This window comes from Sphingomonas sp. CFBP 13603, from assembly GCF_014892665.1.
Classification (GTDB): Bacteria; Pseudomonadota; Alphaproteobacteria; order Sphingomonadales; family Sphingomonadaceae; genus Sphingomonas.
In genome coordinates this window covers 25,969-46,710 of record NZ_JADBIA010000002.1, presented here as the reverse complement: position 1 = coordinate 46,710, position 20,742 = coordinate 25,969, and the positions used below count along the sequence as shown (strand labels likewise).

Sequence of the window (20,742 nt, the reverse complement as noted above, 5' to 3'; positions counted from 1 at the left end):
CGGAAAACGCCGGTCCTAGAAAACGAGGCCGGCTACGGGATCGACCCCGGCCATGATGTTGAGGTTCTGGACCGCGGCACCGCCGGCGCCCTTGCCCAGATTGTCGAGCGTCGCGACCAGCCGAGCATGACCGACCGCATCGTTGCCGCAGACCCGCAGCGTCAGCCGATCGGTGCCTGCGTTATCCTCGATATCGACCGAGCCGATATCGCCGGGAGCAACCGAGACGAGCTTCGAGCCATCGAACGCAGCGCGCAGCACCTCTTCGATCGCCGCGAGCGTCGGGCGGCCGGGCAGGGCGTGGAGGTGCAACGGCACTTCGACGAGCATGCCGCGATACGTATTCGCCACCGCAGGCGCGAAGATCGGGGCGTGCATGAGGCTAGCGTGCTGCGTCATCTCGGCGATATGCTTGTGCGCAAGGCCTAGCGCGTAGGCGCGGAAGGCTGTCGCAGGCTCGCCGTTCTCGAACGCTGCGATCATTGCCTTGCCACCGCCCGAGTAACCAGAGGTCGCGTTGACGCTCAGCGGAAGGTCGGCGGGGATAAGACCGGCCGCGACCAGAGGCGCGACGAGCGCGAGGAAACCGGTGGGATAGCAGCCGGGGTTCGACACGCGCATCGCGGTCGCGATCTTCTCGGCCTGACCCGGCAACTCGGGGAAGCCGTAGGTCCAGCCGGCGGCGACGCGGTGTGCGCTCGATGCGTCGATGACGCGGGTACGCGCATTGTCGATCAGCGTGACGGCTTCGCGCGACGCTTCGTCCGGCAGGCAGAGGATGACGAAATCGGCATCGTTGAGCGCCTCGCGCCGTGCCGCCGGATCCTTGCGACGATTCTCAGGGAGCAGCGCCAGCGTGATGTCAGTCCGCCCGGCAAGCCGTTCGCGGATGTCAAGGCCGGTGGTGCCGACGGCGCCGTCGATGAAGACCGTGGTCATGCCGCGTCCGTCGTCGAAAGGTCGAGCGCAGCGGCCTCAACATAGCCGACCAGCCCGCTAGGACGGGCAACGCCCCAGGCGGAAACGCCAGCAATCTCCAGCACTTCGAAACTGTCGCCAGGGTTGAGGTCAACCATCGTATCGCTCGCTTCGTCTCGTCCGCTGCGCAACAAAGCTGTGCGCGCGACGGGCCGTATCATCGGTACAGCATAGTGTGGAGCGAATACGTATTCGGCGAGGCGAATATCGGCGATATCGCGGCGAACCGCGTGGGTACGCGGGTCGAGGGCGACCGAGCGGCCCGTTAGCGAAAAGCTCGTGCGGGCCTGGTCGTCGAATGGCTCAAGCGTGAGCGGCTGTGCGCCCATTGGAGCTGCCTGGGGCGGGGCCGTCGCCGATGAATTGCCCGAACTCTTCAAGAAAATCTGCCCCTTCGGTCGTGCGCGCGACGAAGATGTTGCGCTTGTCGCTATCGTCGCGTTGCCGGCGCAGATAGCCGAGGGCACCCAATCTGTTCAAGGCGCGCGTGACGACCGGCTTCGATACGTTCAGCGCACGGGCCAGGCCGCGCACCGTATGCGGCCCCGGTTTGAGATAAACGAGCAGAAGAAGCGCCATCTGACGATTGGTCAGATCGGGTTCACCCGAGCGGACATAATCCACCAGAGCGGTCATCCAGGTCGATAAGGTATTGGCTGCTATTGATGCCACAGCGTTGATCCGCCATCTGAATTTATGTGCACGATACCCAGTGATGAGCGTCATTACGGGTTCACAACGCCGCCCGGACGTCATGTTTCCGTAGTTTTGCGATTGCCTTGCGATATGCGGAGGCTGTGCTGCGGTCGATCGCCCGGTTGATCGAAACCGCGACGTCGCCTATGTGCGCGCCTTCGCAAAAGTTCCGGGGTTTTCCGCGCAATGTTCGCCTTTCTGCTCGTCATCCACGCGATCATCGCGGCCGCCCTCGTCACGGTGATCCTCATGCAGCGCTCGGAAGGCGGCGGTCTGGGCATGGGCGGCAGTCCGTCGGGCCTGATGTCGGCGCGCGGCGCGGCCGATTTCCTGACCCGCGCGACCGGCGTCCTCGCGACGATGTTCGTGCTGTTCTCGATCCTGCTCGCGGTCCTCGCGGCGAATCACCGCACCACCACGATCGACACGTCGCTCGCGCGCACCCCGGCGGCGGCAACCGCCGTTCCGACCGCGCAGCCCAAGGGCGACGCGGCACCGTTCGCCGGTGGCGCAGAAAACGCTGGCGTACCCGCCGGCACGACCAAGCCCGCCGACAACGGCGCGGTCCCGCTAGCCAACTAAACACTCCATTCGCCGATAAAAGGCCCCTGCGTGATCCGCGGGGCTCTTGTCGTTCGTCCCCAACACACGCTACGAGACTCTTCCCATGGCTCGGTACATTTTCATCACCGGGGGCGTGGTTTCGTCGCTCGGTAAAGGTCTCATGGCGGCATCGCTTGCCGCTCTCCTTCAGGCGCGCGGGTATACCGTCAGGATTCGGAAGTTCGATCCGTATCTGAACGTCGATCCCGGCACGATGTCGCCGTATCAGCACGGCGAGGTCTACGTCACCGACGACGGTGCCGAGACCGATCTCGACCTCGGCCATTATGAGCGCTTCACCGGCGTTCCCTCGCGCCAGTCGGACAACGTGACCTCGGGTCGCATTTATCAGCAGATCATCACGCGCGAGCGTCGCGGCGATTATCTCGGCGCGACCGTACAGGTCATCCCGCACGTCACCGACGCGATCAAGGCATTCGCGCGGGCCGAGACCGACGATATCGATTTCGTCCTCTGCGAGATCGGCGGCACCGTCGGCGATATCGAATCGCTGCCGTTCATCGAGGCGATTCGCCAGCTCAAGAACGAGGAAGGCCGTGGCAACGCGATCAGCATCCACGTGACTTTGGTGCCGTATATCGCCGCCGCCGGCGAGCTTAAGACCAAGCCGACGCAGCATTCGGTCCGCGAACTCGCCGCACTCGGCGTGCAGCCCGACGTGCTCGTCTGCCGCTGCGAACATCCGCTACCGCCGTCGGAGCGCGCCAAGATCGCGCTGTTCTGCAACGTCCCCGCCAGCGCGGTCATCCCGGCGCTCGACGCGAAGAGCATCTACGCGGTGCCGCTCCAGTATCACGGCGAAGGCCTCGACATCGAAGTACTTCGCGCGTTCGGCATCGAACCCGCCGAGGCGCCCGACCTGTCGCGCTGGACCGAGATCATGGACCGCCTGACCAATCCTCAGGGCGAGGTCACGATCGGCGTGGTCGGTAAATATGTCGGCCTTCAGGATGCCTACAAGTCGCTCAACGAGGCTTTGGTCCACGGCGGCATCGCGAATCGCGTGAAGGTCAACGTCCGCTGGATCGACGCCGAACTCTTTGAGAACGCCGAAAGCGACATCGCGGGACAGCTCGAGCCTTGCGACGCGATCCTCGTCCCCGGCGCGTTCGGCGAGCGCGGCGCGGAGGGCAAGATCGCTTCGGTCAAGTTCGCCCGCGAGCGGAAAATCCCGTATTTCGGGATCTGCTTCGGCATGCAGATGGCCTGCGTCGAGGGCGCGCGGGATCTCGCCGGCATCCCCAATGCGTCGTCGACCGAGTTCGGCCCGACCGACGAGCCGGTGGTCGGCATGATCACCGAATGGATGGGCCGCGAAGGCCTCGAAACGCGTGCGGCCGAGGGCGACATGGGCGGCACGATGCGGCTCGGCGCATATGACGCGAAGCTCGACGGCAACAGCGTGGTGGCGTCGATCTACGGCGGCACCGAGATTTCGGAGCGTCACCGTCATCGCTACGAGGTGAACACCGGCTACAAGGAAGCGCTGGAGCAGGGCGGCCTCGTCTTCTCGGGCATGTCCCCCGACGGCACGCTCCCCGAGATCGTCGAACGCCCCGACCACCCCTGGTTCGTCGGCGTCCAGTTCCACCCCGAACTGAAGTCCAAGCCGTTCGACCCGCATCCGCTGTTCGCGAGCTTCATCGAAGCCGCGGTCAAGCAGAGCCGCCTGGTGTGACCTAAGCCCCTCTCCCGATGGGAGAGGGCATTCTACAGCTGAGACCTGCCTCCTTGTTCTCCCGCGGGAGCGCCACGAAGCCGCGCTTTCGGCCACCCAAGACATGCTCGCATTGAACATCCCCCGGATTAGTAGAGTTTGCGCTCGAAGTTCTGGGGGATTCAAGAATGTCGCTTACGCTCGCGCTGCTGCTCGCCGGTCATGCCGTTACGCCGACGGCGATATCGGACCCAACGGCTCCCTTGGCGAAGCCGACCGCAGGCGATTCAAAGGCCGACCCGAAAGTCGAACCCGACGTTGATCAGAACAGCGGCGACATCCTCGTCACCGCGCGGCGCCGTGCGGAGAACGTGCAGCAGGTACCGGTCGCGATCTCGGTGACCAGCGGCAAGACGCTCGAGGCACAGGGCATCTACAACATCAACCGGCTGACCCAGCTCCAGCCGACGCTACAATTCTATTCGACCAACCCGCGCAATACCTTCATCAACATCCGCGGCATCGGCGCGCCGTTCGGCCTGACCAACGACGGGTTCGAGCAGGGCGTCGGCATTTATATCGACCAGGTCTATTACAACCGCATCGCATCGGCGACGCTCGACTTCGTCGATGTCGAGCGGATCGAGACGCTGCGTGGGCCGCAAGGCACGCTGTACGGCAAGAACACGACCGCCGGCGCGATCAACATCAGTACGCGTCCGCCCAGCTTTGATTTCGAAGGCAAGGCGGAGATTTCGCTCGGCAATTACGGCTTCAAGCAGGGCAAGGCGTCCGTCTCCGGCCCTATCACCAGCAATCTGGCCGCACGCATCAGCGTGTCGAACACCGACCGCCGCGGCACGATCTACAACGTCGTCACGAACCAGCACGTCAACTCGCAGGATAATCTGGGCGTCCGCGGATCGCTGCTCTGGAAGCCGACGGACACGCTGAACATCACACTCTCCGGCGACTACAATCTCCAAAACCCGATCTGCTGCGTACAAACTTACGCGCGGGTGGGGACCACGCAGCGCGCGCTCGACCGCCAATATGCCGCATTGATCGCGCGGTTCCCCGGTTACCGCGTACCCAGCACCGATCCGTTCGACCGGGTGACCGATCTCGATGCCGATATCGCTGCGCGCAACGAACATGGCGGTGCATCGGCGCGCGTCGAATGGGACCTCGGGCCCGGCACGCTGACCTCGGTCACCGCATGGCGCTATTGGGACTGGGGGCCGAAGAACGACCGCGATTTCACCGGTCTGCCGATCTACACGAAGGTCAACAACCCGACCAAGCAGGACCAGTACACGCAGGAATTACGCTATAATTACGAGGGCAACCGCCTCAATTTCGTGCTCGGCGGGTTCGCGTTCCACCAGAAGATCCGCACCAGCGGTGTGCAGGAAACAGGCACCGCCGCCAGTGCCTGGCTGCTCGCGCCGAGCAACGCGCTGTCGAACAATCCGGCGGTGCTCAACGGCGTCGTCGCGACCAACGACATCCGGCTCGACAACACGAGCCTAGCCGCATTCGGCAAGGTGAACTGGAAGCTTACCGATCGCTTCACCGTCTCGCCCGGTATCCGCGTGAATTACGACAAGAAGAGCGGTTATTACGATTCGGTCGTCGTCGGCACCGCGTCGAACGGTACGCGGCAGATCGTCAGCAACGATCCGACCAGTGCATCCTACAGGGATCCCTGGACCGCAGCGCAGCGCGGCGTACAGGCCTCGCAGTTCTTCGAAGTGCCCTACAGCGCCTGGAACCTCTCCTACGATCTCAACCTCGCGTACGAGGTCGCCCGCGATATCAACGCCTACGCAACCTATGCGAAGTCGTTCAAGACCGGCGGCGTCAACCTGAACGGCGTGCCGAGCCAGGCGAACGGGCTGCCGCAGCTCGACGTCGCGGTGATCAAGCCAGAGAAGGTCGACCACTTCGAACTCGGTCTGAAGACGCAGTTCTGGGATCGTCGCGCCACGCTCAATCTCTCGGCGTTCTGGACCGAGATCAAGGACTTCCAGGCGAGCGTCATCAGCAATGTCAGCGGCAGCAACGTCCTGCGCGGCTATCTTGCCAACGCCGACAAGGTTCGCACGCGGGGCATCGAGGGCGACTTCTCGGTCCGCCCGAGCGACCGGTTCAGCGCTTATGTCAGTGGCGCCTTCACCGACGCCAAGTTCGTGAAGTTCACCAATGCACCTTGCCCGCCCGAACTGGCGGGCGGTGGTACGGGCACGCCGGTCGGCCCGGCCGGTGTTGCGGGCCAGAACAGCCCGGCCAATTGCGACGTCTCCGACAGCTGGCTGCCCGGCGTATCGAAATGGGCGTTCTCGTGGGGCGGCGAATATAATCTACCTGCCAAGGTCTTCGGTCGCGATGGGCAGGCCTATGCCGGTTACGACGCGAACTATCGCTCCAAATTCTCGTCCAACGCCTCGCGGTCGATCTACACCGACATCGACGGCTATTCGATCCAGAATTTCCGGGCAGGATTTCGTACCCAGACGTTCGATATCTTCGGCTGGGTACGTAACGCCTTCGACCAGGATTATTTCGAATCGCTCGCTGTGACGCCCGGCAACACCGGACTGATCTCCGCGCAATTGGGTGACCCGCAGACGTGGGGCGGCACGATCAAGTTTTCGTTCTGAATGCGCTAAGCTCACGTTCATGTGAAAAGCGCATGGTCCACGAGCCGAAGCCGGATGGAGATCGAAGTCGGAAGCTCCCGATCTCTTTCCGGTCCGGCGCGTATCCGAGTGGATCGGCGCTCGGCTCCCCATGTTGCCGCTGTCTATTGCCGGAACGTCGCCGCGAGCGCACGCTATTGCCTGAAGTTTCAGGGGAGGCGGCATGTTCTTCGTACGACAGGGGCCGTTGTGGTTCAGGATGACGACCGGAGTCCTCGTTCTATGGGGACTTGTCGGATGCTTCATGTGCCTACAACAACTCAGGCTCGGCGCCGACGCGATGGGGCAGGCGAGCGCCTATGACCGGGCGCTCTATGCAGCATTGCCCAACTGGTATGATCCGTTGTTCGCCATCGCCGTGCTGACCGGCCTCGTCGGCGCCGTGCTGCTGTTCATGCGGCGCGCCAACGCGCGTTCGTTCCTGATCGCGTCGCTAGCGGCGACGATCGCGCAGTTCGGCTGGCTGTTCGCCTCGACCGACATCGTCGCGCACAAGGGCGCGAGCGAGACGCTCGGCTTGCCCTTCGTCATCATCGCGGTCGCGGCCTTCACGCTCTGGCTCGTCGGCCATGCCCGGTCGAAGGGGTGGGCAGTATGACACGCACGACACTGGGCGAGCGCAACGCCGCACGCTACTAGCGCCGCCATGTCCACGACCTATACCCTCGACACCGCGACGAGTCGCGCCAACCCGACGCCCGCGCCGCTCAAGCGCCTGACGATCCCGGCGATCCGCCGCCAGAAGGGCAAGACGCCGCTCGTCATGCTCACCGCCTACACCGTGCGAACGGCGCAGTTGCTCGATCCACACTGCGACATGCTGCTGGTCGGCGATAGCCTGGGGCAGGTGATCTACGGCCTGCCATCGACCGTACCCGTCACGCTGGAGATGATGGCGGCGCACGGCGCGGCGGTGGTGCGCGGCAGCTATCATGCGGTGGTCGTGATCGACATGCCGTTCGGCAGCTACGAAGCGTCGCCCGAAAAGGCGTTCGAAAGCGCGGCGTTCCTGCTCAAGCAGACCGGTGCAGCGGCAGTGAAACTGGAAGGCGGCACCGCGATGGCGCCGACCGTCAAGTTCCTGACCGAGCGCGGCATTCCGGTGATGGGTCATGTCGGCCTGACTCCACAGGCGGTCAATGTTCTCGGTGGTTATGGCGCCCGCGGTCGTACGCCCGAGGAAGCCGCCAAGATCGTCGCCGACGCGCAGAGCATCGCCGAGGCCGGCGCGTTCTCGCTCGTGATCGAAGGCGTGGTCGAGCCAATCGCAATCGAGATCACCAACTCGATCGCCTGTCCGACGATCGGCATCGGTGCATCGGCGCAGTGCGACGGTCAGGTTCTGGTGACCGAAGACATGCTGGGGATGTTCGACCGGACCGCGAAGTTCGTGAAGCGGTTCGCCGACATCGCCGATACGATCTCGTCGGCGACGCAGACCTATGCCGACGACGTCCGGTCGCGTGCGTTTCCGGGCGCAGAGCAGGTCTACGCGCCCAAGGATTGATCCGCTTCCGTTTCGGTTCCGGCGCGGCTAAGGTCCGCGCCGCCCACCCCCTCACTATTCCCGGAGCATTCCTTGGCCCTCCCGCCGAAAACCGATCAAGCATTCCTGCGTGAGGTCGACGAAGAACTGCGACGCGATCAGCTCGCCGGGTTCTGGACGAACTGGGGCATCTGGGTCGGGGTCGCCATCGTCGCGGCACTCGCCGCACTCGCCGGTTTCCTCTACTGGCAGCATCACAATGGCGAGGCCGCTGGTGTCGAGGGCGAGCAGCTTCAGGCCGCCTACGACTCGCTCGGCGCGAATAACGCCGCAGCCGCTGCGAAGCCTCTCGCCGAACTCGCCAAGTCGAACCGCGACGGCTACCGCGCACTCGCGCTGTTCACGCAGGCCGACGTCCTCCTCCAGAAGGACGACCTCAAGGGCGCCGCGGCCAAGCTCGGCGCCATTGCGGCGGATACGTCGCTGGCAAAGCCGTTCCGCGATCTCGCGCTGGTTCGCCAGACCTCGGCCGAGTTCGATACGCTGAAGCCGCAAGTCGTTGTCGAGCGGCTTCGTCCGCTGGCAGTACCCGGTGGTCCGTGGCTCGGCAGCGCGGGCGAGATGGTCGCGATCTCCTATCTCCGGATGAACCAGCGCCAGCAGGCGGGAACGCTGTTCGGCCAGATTGCGCGCGATACCGGCGTGCCCGAGACGATCCGTCAACGCGCGGTTCAGATGGCCGGCGTACTGGGTGTGGACGCTGTTGCCAGCACGGGCGCTACTGCCAGGGTGATCACCCCGGCTGCATCAAACGAGGATACCAAGGCGCAATGATGAAGACATATCGGGTGACGGTCGCCGTCGCCGCGCTCATGGCGCTGAGCGGTTGCGGGATATTCAAGGGCAGCGTGAAGAAGACGCCCACCGTCGGTGACCGTGTGTCGATCCTCGTTTCCGAAAACGAGGTCGAGACGGACAAGACGATCGCCGACGTCCAGGTCCTGCTGCCGGCCCCCGCGGTCAACGACGCCTGGGCCCAGCCCGGCGGCAACCCCGCCAAGTCGATGGGCCAGCTTGCGCTAGGCGAACAGCCCAAGCGCGCGTGGCAGGCTTCGATCAACGGTGGGTCGAACCGCGAGCGGCTCGGCGCCGCGCCGGTCGTCGCCGACAACAAGCTGTTCGTGACCGACGTCACCGCGACGATCCACGCATTCACCGCCGACACCGGCGCGCCGTTGTGGACCGCGGGTATCACCGAGGGCAAGCTCAACAAGGCTGCGCGGTTTGGCGGCGGCGTCAGCTATGACGACGGTAAGCTCTACGCCACCGATGGCGTCGGCGATGTCGTCGCGATGAACGCCGCCGACGGCGCGATCCTGTGGCGCGCCAAGCCGGGTGCACCGCTCCGCGGTTCGCCAACCGTCGCCAACGGCGCGGTCTATGTCCTGACGCAGGACAACCAGGTCTTTTCGCTCAACCAAGCCGACGGCAAGGTGCAGTGGGTCCAGTCGGGTACGCTCGAAACGCAGGGCGTGTTCGGGGTCGCGGCCCCCGCCGTGAGCCAGGGCACCGTGGTCGCGGGCTTCTCAAGCGGTGAACTCAGCGCGTATCGCTACGAGAACGGACGCATCCTGTGGCAGGACGCACTGTCGCGCACCTCGGTCACCACGTCGGTGTCGAGCCTGTCGGATATCGATGCGGCTCCGGTCATCGACGGCGGTCGCGTTTATGCGGTCGGGCAGGGTGGTCGCATGGTCGCGCTCGAATTGTCGACCGGACAGCGTCTTTGGGAGCAGAACTTCGCGGGCATCTCGACGCCGTGGATCGCGGGCGAGTGGCTGTTCGTGGTGACCGACGATGCCAAGCTCGTCTGCTTGTCGCGTTCGAATGGCAAGGCCCGCTGGATCGCTCAGCTGCCGCGCTTCCAGAACGATAAGAAGCGCAGCAACGCGATCACCTGGTTCGGCCCGATCCTGGCCGGTAACCGTCTCGTCCTGACGAACTCGCGCGGCGAGATCAATTTCGTCTCGCCGACGGACGGTACGGTGAGTTCGACGATCGAGACCAAGACGCCGTTCTCGCTGCCGCCGATCGTGGCGAACTCGACGCTCTACACGCTCGACCAGAAGGGCAAGGTCACCGCGTACCGGTGATCGAAGCTCCCTCTCCCCGTCGGGGAGAGGTAAGGGGCCCGCCGCGCTTGCGGTGGGAAGGGTGAGGGGGAGTGAGGCTGGATCGCTCGCGCCAACTGCCCCTCGCCCTTCCGTCGCCTAAGGCTCCTCCCTCCCTCTCCCCGGAGGGCGAGGGACTAGGTGACGCCAGCGCGTTCTCGCGCTAAGGGCACGCCATGTCCAAACTCCCCGTGGTCGCGATCGTCGGCCGCCCAAATGTCGGCAAGTCGACTCTTTTCAACCGCCTCGTCGGCAAGAAGCTCGCGCTGGTCGACGACCGGCCCGGCGTCACTCGTGATCGCCGTGAAGGCGATGCGTCGCTGATCGGGCTCGAATTCCGCATCATCGACACCGCCGGCTACGAAGACCACGACGCGCAGACCTTGCCCGGCCGCATGCGCCAGCAGACCGAAGCCGCAGTCGAACAAGCCGACGTCGCGCTGTTCCTGTTCGACGCGCGCGCCGGCATCGTTCCGCTCGACGAAGAGATCGCGCGCTGGCTCCGCACCGCTGATGTCCCCGTCATCCTCGTCGCCAATAAGGCCGAGGGCCGGGCCGGCGAAGACGGCATCCTCGAATCGCTCGCGCTCGGTTTCGGCGATCCGGTTCAGCTCTCCGCCGAGCACGGCGAAGGCCTGGGCGACCTGTTCGAAGGCCTGCTCCCGCTGCTCGAAGGCAAGGAAGAGCCGCCCGAGGAACAGCCCGACAATGAATATGAAGGCCCGCTGAAGCTCGCGATCGTTGGCCGCCCGAACGCAGGCAAGTCGACGCTCGTCAACCGCATCCTCGGCGAAGACCGCATGATCACCGGCCCCGAAGCCGGCATTACCCGCGATTCGATCAGCGTCGATTACGACTGGCATCCGACCGGCGGCGAAGCGCGGAAAGTGCGCCTGATCGACACTGCGGGGATGCGCAAGCGTGCCAAGGTGCAGGACAAGCTCGAGAAGATGTCGGTCGAAGACGCGCTCCATGCGGTCGACTTCGCCGAAGTCGTCGTACTGTTGCTCGACGCGACGCTGGGATTGGAGGCGCAGGATCTCCGCATCGCCGACAAGGTGCTGCAGGAGGGCCGCGCGCTCGTCATCGCGCTCAACAAATGGGACATCGCCGAGAGTGCGTCGTCGCTGTTCAACGGCGTCAAGCGGGCACTCGAGGACGGCCTCAGTCAGGTCAAGGGCGTCACCGTGATGACCGTGTCCGGCGCGACCGGCAAGGGCATCGACCAGTTGCTCCAAGCGTGTTTCGACACGCGCGACGCTTGGTCGAAGCGCGTCGGCACCGGCGAACTGAACCGCTGGTTCGAGCGTGCGATCGAGGCGACCCCGCCGCCAGCGCCCGGCGGCAAGCGGATCAAGATGCGCTACGTCACGCAGGTCAAGACGCGTCCGCCCAGCTTCGTCATCTTCGGCACGCGCGTCGATCAGTTACCGGCGAGCTACGAGCGCTATCTGGTCAATTCGATGCGCAAGGACCTGGGCTTCGGCGCGGTCCCGGTGCGCCTGATGTTCCGCGCACCAAAGAATCCGTATGACGACAACGGCAGGGGCGGCGGCGGCGGCAACTAAGGCGGTGATGCCAAGCGTGGTCCGTATCGATGCCAGGGGCATGCGCTGTCCCTGGCCCGCGGTGCGGCTCGCGCGGGCCTTGCGCGACGGCGCCACGACGGTCGAGGTAATTGCCGACGATCCGCGGGCGCAGGCGGAATTGACCGTGGTCGCGACCGATGCCGATGCGACAATAGAGATCGTTTTGGATGCGATTTATCCTGCCTTCCGGATTACCCGCCGGTAGAACCGCAACATTGTATTTACTCTAGCTGTATAAATGCAGCCCTGACCTTCATGGCGCGGTTGCCGAACGGGAGAAGGCGACTGTGTCGTTCGAGGGAAGCACCCTGATCAATTGGCCCGCGTTCCTGCAGGCGCGTAGCGAACTGGGCGCAGGGTTCGGCCGCATCCTGGGATATTTTCGCGAGGATGGCGTGAAGTCGGTTGCTGCGATCGAGGCGGCGATGCGCGCGCTCAATGCGGCGGCGATGGTGATCCCGGCGCATACGCTGAAGGGTGAAGCACGGCAGTTCGGGGCGGAGCCGCTCGCCGATCTGGCCGAAGCCATCGAGGTCATCGCGCGCGACTGTGTCGAGATGCAGGATACCCCGGACGAGGCGCTGGAGCATATCGTACGGTTGCGGCCGTTGTTCGTCGAGACGCTGACGCTGCTGGAGCGTGAAGCCAATCCGATCGTGGCGCGCAAGCCCGTCGCGGGGGGCGGGTTTGGTCGTCGTGCCGTCCCCACCGGGTTCGGCGAGGAATAAATTCGTCGCCAGACTGGCGGAAATGCAGCGAACAACGCTGGTTCCCCTGTCACCCTGCCTTTCAGCGAGATGACAGGGGGATAGATCAGCCCTTCAGATACGGAGCCGCGCCGGCCTTGGGCGAATCATGCTCCGAGATCGAGTTGAGCTGGATGTAATTGTGGATACCCATCCGCGCGATCATTTCGAACTGGCGCTCGAGCGTGTCGACATGCTCTTCCTCGCTGGCGAGGATGCGGGCGAACAGGTCGCGGCTGATGTAGTCCTTGACCTCTTCGCAGTACGCGATCGCGCCCTTGAGCTGGACGGTGGCCTCGACTTCGAGTGCCAGATCCGACTTCAGGACCTCCTCGACGGTCTCGCCGATGCGGAGGCGGCCGAGGAGCTGGAAGTTCGGCAGGCCATCGAGGAACAGGATGCGCTCCGACAGCCAGTCGGCGTGCTTCATCTCGTCGATCGATTCCATCCGCTCGTACTGGGCGAGCTTGTAGACGCCCCAATGCTCAAGCATCCGGTAATGGAGCCAATATTGATTGACCGCGGTCAGCTCGTTCTTGAGCGCCTCGTTCAGGAATTCGATTACTTGTGGGTCGCCGCGCATGGCCATATCTCCGTCACCTCTGACGGTCATGTAGCGGCCTGACACAGATTAGCACAACCCCCAAAAATGGCGGTTTTCCGGGCTTTCTTAGCTGTTGCGACGCTTATGCAGCGGCGCGTTCCTCGTCGATAATAGCTCGCGCTATCGATGTGCACTGGCCGCATTTGGGTTTCCGACCCATCGATCGGAAGGCCTGGCACGGTGTAGTGCAACCGCCGCGTGCGCAGTTGCGAACGTCGGATTCTCGTATGGCATTGCAAACGCAGACGACCATGGGAACTCCCTAGCTGTAAGCACGGGATACGGATAATGCGAACCACTCGCAAGCTGTTTTGCGTCTTATTCGCAACTAGTCCGATCGGTTCGTCGTGAACGCCGAACCGCGCATCGGCTGCCACGCGAATCGCGACAGGCTGCGCCACAGCCATTCGAGTGGCCCGTAGCGGAATCGATCGAGCCAAGGCTTCGACCAGAGGAGCATCAGCAGGCAGATTGGTACGACCACGAGATAGAGCTGGGCTCGGGACAATGTGCCGTACAGCCCGAAGCCGTACCCGTAGAACAGGATGGTGCAGAGGATTGTCGTGCCGAGATAGTTGGAGAACGCCATTCGACCTGCCGCCGCGACTCGGGTCGTCAGCCAGCCGCCGGGCCGTGCGAGCAGGATGATCGCCGCGGCGTACCCCATGATCGTCAGTGGCCGAAGCGGGGTTGCGAGCGCGAGCCACGACAGCGCGACATAGCGCGCGTCGAACCCGTGGGCGATGTCGAACGCCGCGATGGCTGCGTAGCCGATCCATCCGAGTCCGGTCCCGACGACCGCAATCACGGTGTAGCCTCGCCGCGACCATTCCCCCGTCAGGAACCCCGATCGCAGCCCCGCCATGCCGAACAGCATGAAGCCTAGCGTTTCTGGACCGGTGGCGGTGAGGGACGTGATCGGTCCAGCGGCGTGCGTCCAGCGCCACGCGACCAGATCGCGCCATCCGCCACGACCGCTGGCGAGTTCGCGGGTGACGGAGGCGCGGGAGGGCTGGCCGAATTGATCCGCCAACAGCTGCCAGTTCATGATGACTCGCGCCGTTGCGCCCGGCCGGTGCGCGGCGCCGTGCAGGTCGAACGTGTAGGCGACGAGGGTCGTCAGCTCGACCGTCTGGAGCGCGATGCAGGCGAGCCCGACGCCGATCAGCCAGCGCACCGGCAACCGCGCGAACATGTACGCGATCGCGCCGACCAGTGCGTAGTGCGCGAGGATGTCGCCCCACCACAGCAGATACAGATGCGCGACGCCGAACACGAACAGCCACGCCATGCGGCGCAGGTGGACGGTCGCGGGATCCTCGCCATTTGCCTCGGCCCGGTCGATGACCAGCAGCATCGACGCGCCGAACAGGAACGAGAACAACCCGCGCATCTTGCCATCGATGACGATGAAGGTGGTGGTCCAGGCGATCAGGTCGGGCGTGCTCGGCGCGCCCATCGAGGCGGGGGTCATGTAGGCGAATTCGGGGAAGCCGAACGCGGCGATGTTTGAGGCGAGGATGCCCATGACGGCGACCCCTCGGATGAGGTCGAGCGTCGCGATTCTGGTGGGGGCGGGGGTCATGCGGGCAGAGTGAAGTATAGGAAGTGCAGACGCTCGCGCAGCATTTCGTGGGAGTGGGACATCGCCTGAGACGAGGTGATTTCAACGGCCAACATGCTGATGACCGCGACGCCGTCGATGAGGTCGAACGTCGTGATTTTGGAGGGGGCGGGGGGCCTGCGGGAAAAGTGAAGTATAGGAAGTGTAGACGCTCGCGCAGCATTTCTGTGAGGCCGTCGTACACGCTGGAAGACGGCATGATCGCGCTCGGCAGCGTTGCAAGATTGGCGGACTCGGCTGGGCCGGCCCGACACGGGTGGTTCTCGATCGACGCTTGGACCGGGTCGACGCGTCTTGATAGCGCTGTAGGTTTGGAATGCTTCGGTCATGGTTCGACGCTGGCATATCGGGGTGGTGTAGGACAGGCCGCTTTGAGGGGCATCTCGGCGTCAGATGCCTTGCGGCTTGGTGTGTGGGCCACCCGGTAGGTCATCTGCTTGACCTGTCGTCCCTGCGCGATACCCCGCCGTACCTCGCCTGTTGTCCTTCTCGGCTGTCGCACCCGAAGCCGATCCGCCCCCGTCACCCCAGCGAACGCTGGGGTATCCCCGTTGGCTAGCGCTGTGGTCTGACGAGGGAGATCCCAGCTTTCGCTGGGATGACGGAGAGGGGGGGGCCAAACCTGACGTGAGCTCGATCGGACCACAACTCTCCGCTCCTTGTTCTCCCGCAAAGGCGGGAGCCCAGACTGGGTCCTCGCCTTCGCGGGGAAATATTCTGTGTTTGAGGTTGGTGCCTTACCCCGAAGTACAACCACCCCGGCGGAGGCCGGGGCCCAATTGGGGGACGGTAGTGGCTGGAGACAGTGCCTCGTTACTGCGGCCATCCCAAATGGGCCCCGGCCTCCGCCGGGGTGGTTGCTTTACTTTGCTCTACTTGCTTTGCGTCGGGGCGGGGCGGGGCGGGGCGGGGCGGGACGGGAGCAATTTAGCAACTGCTGCCCACCGCCGTCCAACCCATCATGCCAGCGCCGCATCCACCCCCATCAGCTTCGGGAAGAATCCCTCGTGCGCCGTCCGCAGCGTATCCAACGCGATAACGTCGTCGCGGTCGGGGCGTTCGAAGATCAGGCGCTTGCCGCCGGTGCGACCGAGCGGCTCGGCTTCGACGTCCGCCGCATGCGCCGCACCGAGGAAGTCGAGCAGCGCATGGTCGTCGACCGTCACGATATAGACCCCCTGGTCCTCCGCGAAGAACGAGCGAGCGCAGTCGAATGGCTGCTTCCGGTCGATCATCGCACCGATCCCGCCGGCGAGCGCCATCTCGGCGAGCGTCACCGCGACGCCGCCGTCGGAAACGTCGTGCACCGCGGTCAGCTGACCCAACGCGATCGCTTCGCGGATCAGGTCGCCGACACGGCGCTCGGCGGCGAGATCGACCGGCGGCGGCGGGCCGGCGTCGAGCTGTTCGCGGCCGTGGCATTCGCGTAGCCAGAGCGACTGGCCGAGATGGCCGCCGCGCGTGCCGACTGCGAGGATGATGTCGCCCGAGCCCTTGAACGCGATCGTCGCATTCTTCTGCCAGTCCGCCAGCAGGCCGATCGCGCCGATCGCCGGCGTCGGCAGGATCGCCGAGCCACCGCCGGTCGCCTTCGATTCATTGTAGAGCGAGACGTTGCCCGACACGATCGGGAAGTCGAGCGCGATGCAGGCGTCGCTCATGCCTTCGAGGCAGCCGACGATCTGGCCCATGATCTCGGGGCGCTGCGGGTTGGCGAAGTTGAGGCAGTTGGTGACGGCGAGCGGCAGCGCGCCGACCGCGGTCAGGTTGCGCCACGCTTCGGCGACCGCCTGCTTGCCGCCCTCGACGGGGTCGGCGAAACAGTAACGCGGCGTGCAGTCGGTGGTCATCGCCAGCGCCTTCTGCGTGCCGTGGACGCGGACGACCGCGGCGTCGCCACCGGGGCGCTGCACCGTGTCGGCGCCGACCATGTGGTCGTACTGCTCCCAGATCCAGCGGCGCGAGGCGATGTCCGGCGAGCCCATCAGCGTGAGCAGGTCGGCGGCGATGTCGCTGCTGTGCGGCGCGTTGGCGAGCGGCGCGGGCTTGGGCGTCGCGACGTGCGGGCGGTCGTAGAGCGGCGCTTCGTCGGCGAGCGGCCCGAGCGGGATGTCGCAGACGGTCTCGCCCTTGAAGGTCAGCACCATGCGGCCGGTGTCGGTGACTCGGCCGATCACCGCGAAATCGAGCTCCCATTTCTTGAAGATCGCCTCGGCCTCGGCTTCGCGCCCGGGCTTCAGGACCATCAGCATGCGCTCCTGCGATTCCGAGAGCATCATCTCGTACGGCGTCATGCCGGTCTCGCGCTGCGGCACGTCGTCCATCGTCAGCTCGATGCCGACGCCGCCCTTCGACGCCATCTCGACCGCGGATGAGGTGAGGCCCGCGGCGCCCATGTCTTGGATCGCGACGATCACGTCGGTCGCCATGAGTTCGAGGCAGGCCTCGATCAGCAGCTTCTCGGTGAAGGGATCGCCGACCTGGACGGTCGGGCGCTTGGCGTCCGAATCCTCGCCGAAATCGGCCGAGGCCATCGTCGCGCCGTGGATGCCGTCGCGGCCGGTCTTGCTGCCGACATAGACGATCGGATTGCCGATGCCGCTGGCGGCAGAGTAGAAGATCTTGTCCTGGTCGGCGATCCCGACGGTCATCGCGTTGACCAAGATGTTGCCGTCATACGCGCTGTGGAAGTTCACCTCGCCGCCGACGGTCGGGACGCCGACGCAATTGCCGTAGCCGCCGATGCCGTGGACCACGCCCGAGATCAGGTGGCGCATCTTGGGATGATCGGGGCGGCCGAAGCGGAGTGCGTTGAGGTTGGCGATCGGCCGCGCGCCCATCGTGAAGACGTCGCGCAGAATGCCGCCGACGCCGGTCGCCGCACCCTGGTACGGCTCGATGTAGGAGGGGTGGTTGTGGCTCTCCATCTTGAAGATCGCCGCCTGGTTGTCGCCGATATCGACGACGCCGGCGTTCTCGCCCGGGCCGCAGATGACGCGCGGCCCCTTGGTGGGCAGCTTCATCAGATGGATTTTGCTGGATTTGTAGCTGCAATGCTCGGACCACATGACCGAGAAGATGCCGAGCTCGACCATGTTCGGCTTGCGGCCGATGGCGCGCAGGACGCGCTCATATTCTTCGGGGGACAGGCCGTGGTCGGCGACGATCTGCGGTGTGATCTCGGTCATGGGGCGGGCTTTAGCGGGGTGGGGGGCGTCCGTCACCTGTTCGAACCACGACAATGTGGTTTGGGACCGTAATTCCCCCGATTTATGGCTTGGCGGCGCGCAACGTTTCGTTGATTCGCGACTGCCAGCCGGGTCCGCTCGCGCGAAACCTTTCGAGCACGTCGTTGTCGAGGCGTAGGGAGACGAGGGACTTGCCAGAGGTTACGGAGCCCTTTGGCCGGCCGCGCGACTTGCTGCCGTTCGGAAAGGCCGCTGCCAATTCCGGCAAGTCTGCGATCGGCCGTGCCCGCGCGAAATCGGCTTCGGTCCATTCGGGATTGTCATCGTCGAATACGACCTCGGGGGTATCACCAGCCATGGCGGCGCAACTCCTTCGACGAAGTGAGTTAGGGCAGATCGACGTTCAGTTTAAGCCGGGTGGGGAGAACTTTCCATCCGTCATGCCGGACTGGTTCCGGCATCCACCGTTCCGCACGAGCGAAGGAATTGAGCTTTCGGATCCGTGGACCCCGGAACAAGTCCGGGGTGACGGAAAGGCTTGGTACTGGTTCCGTTCAAAACCCCGATCGGCGATCTGCTGCGATGCTCGACCGTCAAACGTAAGGCGGCTGCGTGTAGCCCTTGGGGCTTATCGTGAAGATGTCACATCCCGTCTCGGTGATCCCGATCGAATGCTCGAACTGCGCGGACAGCGAGCGATCGCGCGTGACCGCCGTCCATCCGTCGTCGAGCAGCTTCACGTCGGGGCGGCCGATGTTGATCATTGGCTCGATCGTGAAGATCATGCCGGGGCGAAGCTCGGGACCGGTGCCGGGCTTGCCGACATGGACGACTTCGGGGGCGTCGTGGAACAGCCGGCCGACGCCGTGGCCGCAGAAATCGCGGACCACGCCGTAGCGGTGCTTTTCCGCGTGGCGCTGGATCGCGTTGGCGACGTCGCCCATGCGGTTGCCGGGCTTGGCGTGCTCGATGCCGATCATCAGGCATTCGTAGGTGACTTCGACGAGGCGGCGCGCCTTGATCGGAACGTCGCCGATCAGGTACATGCGGCTCGTGTCGCCGTGCCAGCCGTCGAGCAAAGGCGTGACGTCGACGTTGACGATATCGCCCGATTTCAGCGTCTTTTCGCTCGGGATGCCGTGGCAGACGACATGGTTGATCGAGATGCAGACGCTGTGCGTGTAACCGCGATAGCCAAGCGTCGCGGGCACGCCGCCGCCGGCGACGATGAAGTCGTAGATGAGCCGGTCGATCTCGCCGGTGGTCACGCCCGGCACCATGTGCGGGACGATCATGTCGAGCGTTTCGGCGGCGAGCTGCCCTGCCTTCATCATGCCGGCGAACGCGGCGGGGCCATGGAGCTTGATGGCGCCGGTGCGTGCGTCGGGCTGGTCCGAGGTGACGGTTACATATTCGGTCATGCCGCGCGATATAGCGTGGCGGGCGCGGTTTTGCGAGGCTATGCGAGGAGCATGGTAGAGGAACGCATCTGGACGGCCGCGCTGACGATCATCGGCGACGAGATCCTGTCGGGCCGCACGCAGGACAAGAACGTCGCGCAGATCGCGGCCTGGCTCAACGTGCAGGGCATCCGCCTCTCCGAAGTGCGCGTGGTCGCCGACAAGACCGAGGCGATCGTCGAGGCGGTCAACATCCTGCGCGCACGCAACGATTACCTGTTCACGACCGGCGGGATCGGGCCGACTCACGACGACATCACGGTGGACGCGATCGCGGAGGCGCTGGGCGTCGCGGTCGAGCATCATCCGCGCGCGATGGCGGTGCTGGAGGCCTATTACGCGACGCGCGGCGGGCTTACGGAAGCGCGTGCGAGGATGGCGCGGGTGCCGGTCGGCGCGGACCTGATCGACAACAAGGTGTCGGGCGCGCCCGGGATCCGGATCGGCAACATCTTCATCATGGCGGGCGTGCCGCACATTACCGCAGGCATGCTCGATGCGCTGACCGGCACGCTGGAGGGTGGGCGTCCGGTGGTCTCGAAGACGATCGGGTGCTGGGTCGCGGAGAGCGAGGTCGCGGATATCCTGCGCGATGCCGAGAAGACGCATGAGGGCGTCGCGATCGGGAGCTATCCGTTCTTTCGTGACGGTAGGACCGGCGCGAATTTCGTCGTGCGGAGTTCGGACGAGGCGTTGGTCGACCGGTGCCTCGCCGACCTGACGCGCGATCTCGAAGCGACCGGTCGGGTCGTTACCGCACAGGGTATCTGACGCGGCTCAGGCGCCCCATTCGGGTCCGTCGGGATCGGGATAGAAGACGTCGGGATCGTATGGTGCGGAGCGTGAGTGCGGCGTGGGCTCGCCCGGTTCCGCCAGGGTAGGCGCGCCGCCGCCGAAGCGGATACGGACATAGCCCATGCTGCCGGTCAGCGCCTGGAAGACCGCGACATGCTCCTCCTGCTGCATGCGCCGCCCGATCAGCGGCGCGCGTTCAGCCGACAGGTACCCCATCTGCACGCCGCGCAGGCTGAAGACGGCTACGGCGTTGGCGTCATGTGGGTTCTTGGGTTCGCGCCGCAGGTCGACCGGTTCGCCGGGCTGACAGAGCAACAGCTCCATGCGTCGGTTGCTCTTGCTCCTGTCCGCGTTCGGAAAGTCGATGCCGACCACGCTGAGCGTCAATTCGTCCATGCCGTACACTAGGCCGGCACCACGCG

General features: G+C 64.9%; 21 protein-coding genes. 11 read left to right on the top strand and 10 right to left on the bottom strand.

Annotated elements, in window-relative coordinates; genetic code table 11:
- Nucleotides 1-15 precede the first annotated feature (15 nt).
- Genes argC through IFR23_RS03035 form a run of 3 tightly spaced genes read right to left on the bottom strand, consistent with a single transcriptional unit; the run spans nucleotide 16 to nucleotide 1,614 of the window.
- The gene (argC, locus tag IFR23_RS03045; RefSeq protein WP_192974679.1) at nucleotides 16-939 is read right to left on the bottom strand and encodes an N-acetyl-gamma-glutamyl-phosphate reductase; all 924 of its coding nucleotides are present in this window, start codon (nucleotides 937-939) and stop codon (nucleotides 16-18) included.
- Nucleotides 936-1,307 (bottom strand): SH3 domain-containing protein, encoded by a 372-nt coding sequence (locus IFR23_RS03040; RefSeq protein WP_197978273.1) that lies wholly within the window; start codon nucleotides 1,305-1,307, stop codon nucleotides 936-938. Before IFR23_RS03040 ends, argC begins: the two co-directional genes overlap by 4 nt.
- Nucleotides 1,282-1,614, bottom strand: coding sequence for a MarR family transcriptional regulator (locus IFR23_RS03035; RefSeq protein WP_192974996.1), 333 nt, complete (start codon nucleotides 1,612-1,614; stop codon nucleotides 1,282-1,284). The genes IFR23_RS03040 and IFR23_RS03035 overlap by 26 nt, the downstream gene beginning before the upstream one ends.
- A 246-nt stretch (nucleotides 1,615-1,860) precedes the next feature.
- Between IFR23_RS03035 and secG the strand changes: the two genes are divergently transcribed.
- The 10 genes from secG to IFR23_RS02985 all read left to right on the top strand — a co-directional run bounded on the left by secG (nucleotide 1,861) and on the right by IFR23_RS02985 (nucleotide 12,631).
- Entirely contained in the window at nucleotides 1,861-2,256 is a 396-nt protein-coding gene (secG, locus tag IFR23_RS03030) for a preprotein translocase subunit SecG (RefSeq protein WP_056050855.1), read from the top strand.
- A gap of 85 nt (nucleotides 2,257-2,341) precedes the next feature.
- On the top strand, nucleotides 2,342-3,976 hold the full coding sequence (locus IFR23_RS03025; protein ID WP_056062632.1) for a CTP synthase: 1,635 nt from the start codon (nucleotides 2,342-2,344) through the stop codon (nucleotides 3,974-3,976).
- A gap of 167 nt (nucleotides 3,977-4,143) precedes the next feature.
- Nucleotides 4,144-6,618, top strand: a complete 2,475-nt coding sequence (locus IFR23_RS03020) for a TonB-dependent receptor (protein ID WP_192974678.1) — start codon at nucleotides 4,144-4,146, stop codon at nucleotides 6,616-6,618.
- 283 nt (nucleotides 6,619-6,901) lie between these two features.
- A complete protein-coding gene (locus tag IFR23_RS03015) occupies nucleotides 6,902-7,255 on the top strand; it encodes a hypothetical protein (RefSeq protein WP_244655434.1) in 354 nt (117 codons plus the stop codon).
- Nucleotides 7,256-7,303: 48 nt separating this feature from the next.
- The gene (panB, locus tag IFR23_RS03010; RefSeq protein ID WP_192974677.1) at nucleotides 7,304-8,164 is read left to right on the top strand and encodes a 3-methyl-2-oxobutanoate hydroxymethyltransferase; all 861 of its coding nucleotides are present in this window, start codon (nucleotides 7,304-7,306) and stop codon (nucleotides 8,162-8,164) included.
- 72 nt (nucleotides 8,165-8,236) lie between these two features.
- Nucleotides 8,237-8,977: a tetratricopeptide repeat protein gene (locus IFR23_RS03005; RefSeq protein ID WP_192974676.1), complete on the top strand. Its 741-nt coding sequence runs from the start codon at nucleotides 8,237-8,239 to the stop codon at nucleotides 8,975-8,977.
- On the top strand, nucleotides 8,974-10,296 hold the full coding sequence (locus IFR23_RS03000) for an outer membrane protein assembly factor BamB family protein (RefSeq protein WP_192974675.1): 1,323 nt from the start codon (nucleotides 8,974-8,976) through the stop codon (nucleotides 10,294-10,296). Before IFR23_RS03005 ends, IFR23_RS03000 begins: the two co-directional genes overlap by 4 nt.
- A 194-nt stretch (nucleotides 10,297-10,490) precedes the next feature.
- Nucleotides 10,491-11,882, top strand: a complete 1,392-nt coding sequence (gene der, locus IFR23_RS02995; RefSeq protein WP_107962946.1) for a ribosome biogenesis GTPase Der — start codon at nucleotides 10,491-10,493, stop codon at nucleotides 11,880-11,882.
- On the top strand, nucleotides 11,845-12,108 hold the full coding sequence (locus tag IFR23_RS02990) for a sulfurtransferase TusA family protein (RefSeq protein WP_244655433.1): 264 nt from the start codon (nucleotides 11,845-11,847) through the stop codon (nucleotides 12,106-12,108). Before der ends, IFR23_RS02990 begins: the two co-directional genes overlap by 38 nt.
- 82 nt (nucleotides 12,109-12,190) lie before the next feature.
- Nucleotides 12,191-12,631, top strand: coding sequence for an Hpt domain-containing protein (locus tag IFR23_RS02985; protein ID WP_107962948.1), 441 nt, complete (start codon nucleotides 12,191-12,193; stop codon nucleotides 12,629-12,631).
- Nucleotides 12,632-12,716: 85 nt separating this feature from the next.
- On the opposite strand, the gene bfr is transcribed toward IFR23_RS02985, so the two are convergent.
- The 6 genes from bfr to map form a co-directional block, all read right to left on the bottom strand.
- Nucleotides 12,717-13,232: a bacterioferritin gene (bfr, locus tag IFR23_RS02980; RefSeq protein ID WP_093399561.1), complete on the bottom strand. Its 516-nt coding sequence runs from the start codon at nucleotides 13,230-13,232 to the stop codon at nucleotides 12,717-12,719.
- A 103-nt stretch (nucleotides 13,233-13,335) separates the two neighbouring features.
- Complete coding sequence (locus IFR23_RS20120) at nucleotides 13,336-13,506, bottom strand: (2Fe-2S)-binding protein (protein WP_082441433.1); 171 nt, start codon at nucleotides 13,504-13,506, stop codon at nucleotides 13,336-13,338.
- Between the two features lie 75 nt (nucleotides 13,507-13,581).
- Nucleotides 13,582-14,838, bottom strand: a complete 1,257-nt coding sequence (locus tag IFR23_RS02975; RefSeq protein WP_192974674.1) for a DUF418 domain-containing protein — start codon at nucleotides 14,836-14,838, stop codon at nucleotides 13,582-13,584.
- Between the two features lie 998 nt (nucleotides 14,839-15,836).
- Nucleotides 15,837-18,065, bottom strand: coding sequence for a phosphoribosylformylglycinamidine synthase subunit PurL (gene purL / locus IFR23_RS02970; RefSeq protein ID WP_192974673.1), 2,229 nt, complete (start codon nucleotides 18,063-18,065; stop codon nucleotides 15,837-15,839).
- A gap of 82 nt (nucleotides 18,066-18,147) precedes the next feature.
- Nucleotides 18,148-18,423: a BrnA antitoxin family protein gene (locus tag IFR23_RS02965; RefSeq protein ID WP_192974672.1), complete on the bottom strand. Its 276-nt coding sequence runs from the start codon at nucleotides 18,421-18,423 to the stop codon at nucleotides 18,148-18,150.
- Nucleotides 18,424-18,658: 235 nt separating this feature from the next.
- Nucleotides 18,659-19,486 (bottom strand): type I methionyl aminopeptidase, encoded by an 828-nt coding sequence (gene map, locus IFR23_RS02960; RefSeq protein WP_192974671.1) that lies wholly within the window; start codon nucleotides 19,484-19,486, stop codon nucleotides 18,659-18,661.
- Between the two features lie 51 nt (nucleotides 19,487-19,537).
- On the opposite strand from map, the gene IFR23_RS02955 reads away from it, so the two are divergent.
- Nucleotides 19,538-20,296 carry a competence/damage-inducible protein A gene (locus IFR23_RS02955; RefSeq protein ID WP_192974670.1) on the top strand — a complete coding sequence of 253 codons (759 nt, stop codon included), beginning with the start codon at nucleotides 19,538-19,540 and terminating at the stop codon, nucleotides 20,294-20,296.
- 6 nt (nucleotides 20,297-20,302) lie between these two features.
- Here IFR23_RS02955 and IFR23_RS02950 read toward each other — a convergent pair whose 3' ends face one another.
- The gene (locus tag IFR23_RS02950; RefSeq protein WP_192974669.1) at nucleotides 20,303-20,716 is read right to left on the bottom strand and encodes an HIRAN domain-containing protein; all 414 of its coding nucleotides are present in this window, start codon (nucleotides 20,714-20,716) and stop codon (nucleotides 20,303-20,305) included.
- Nucleotides 20,717-20,742 lie beyond the last annotated feature (26 nt).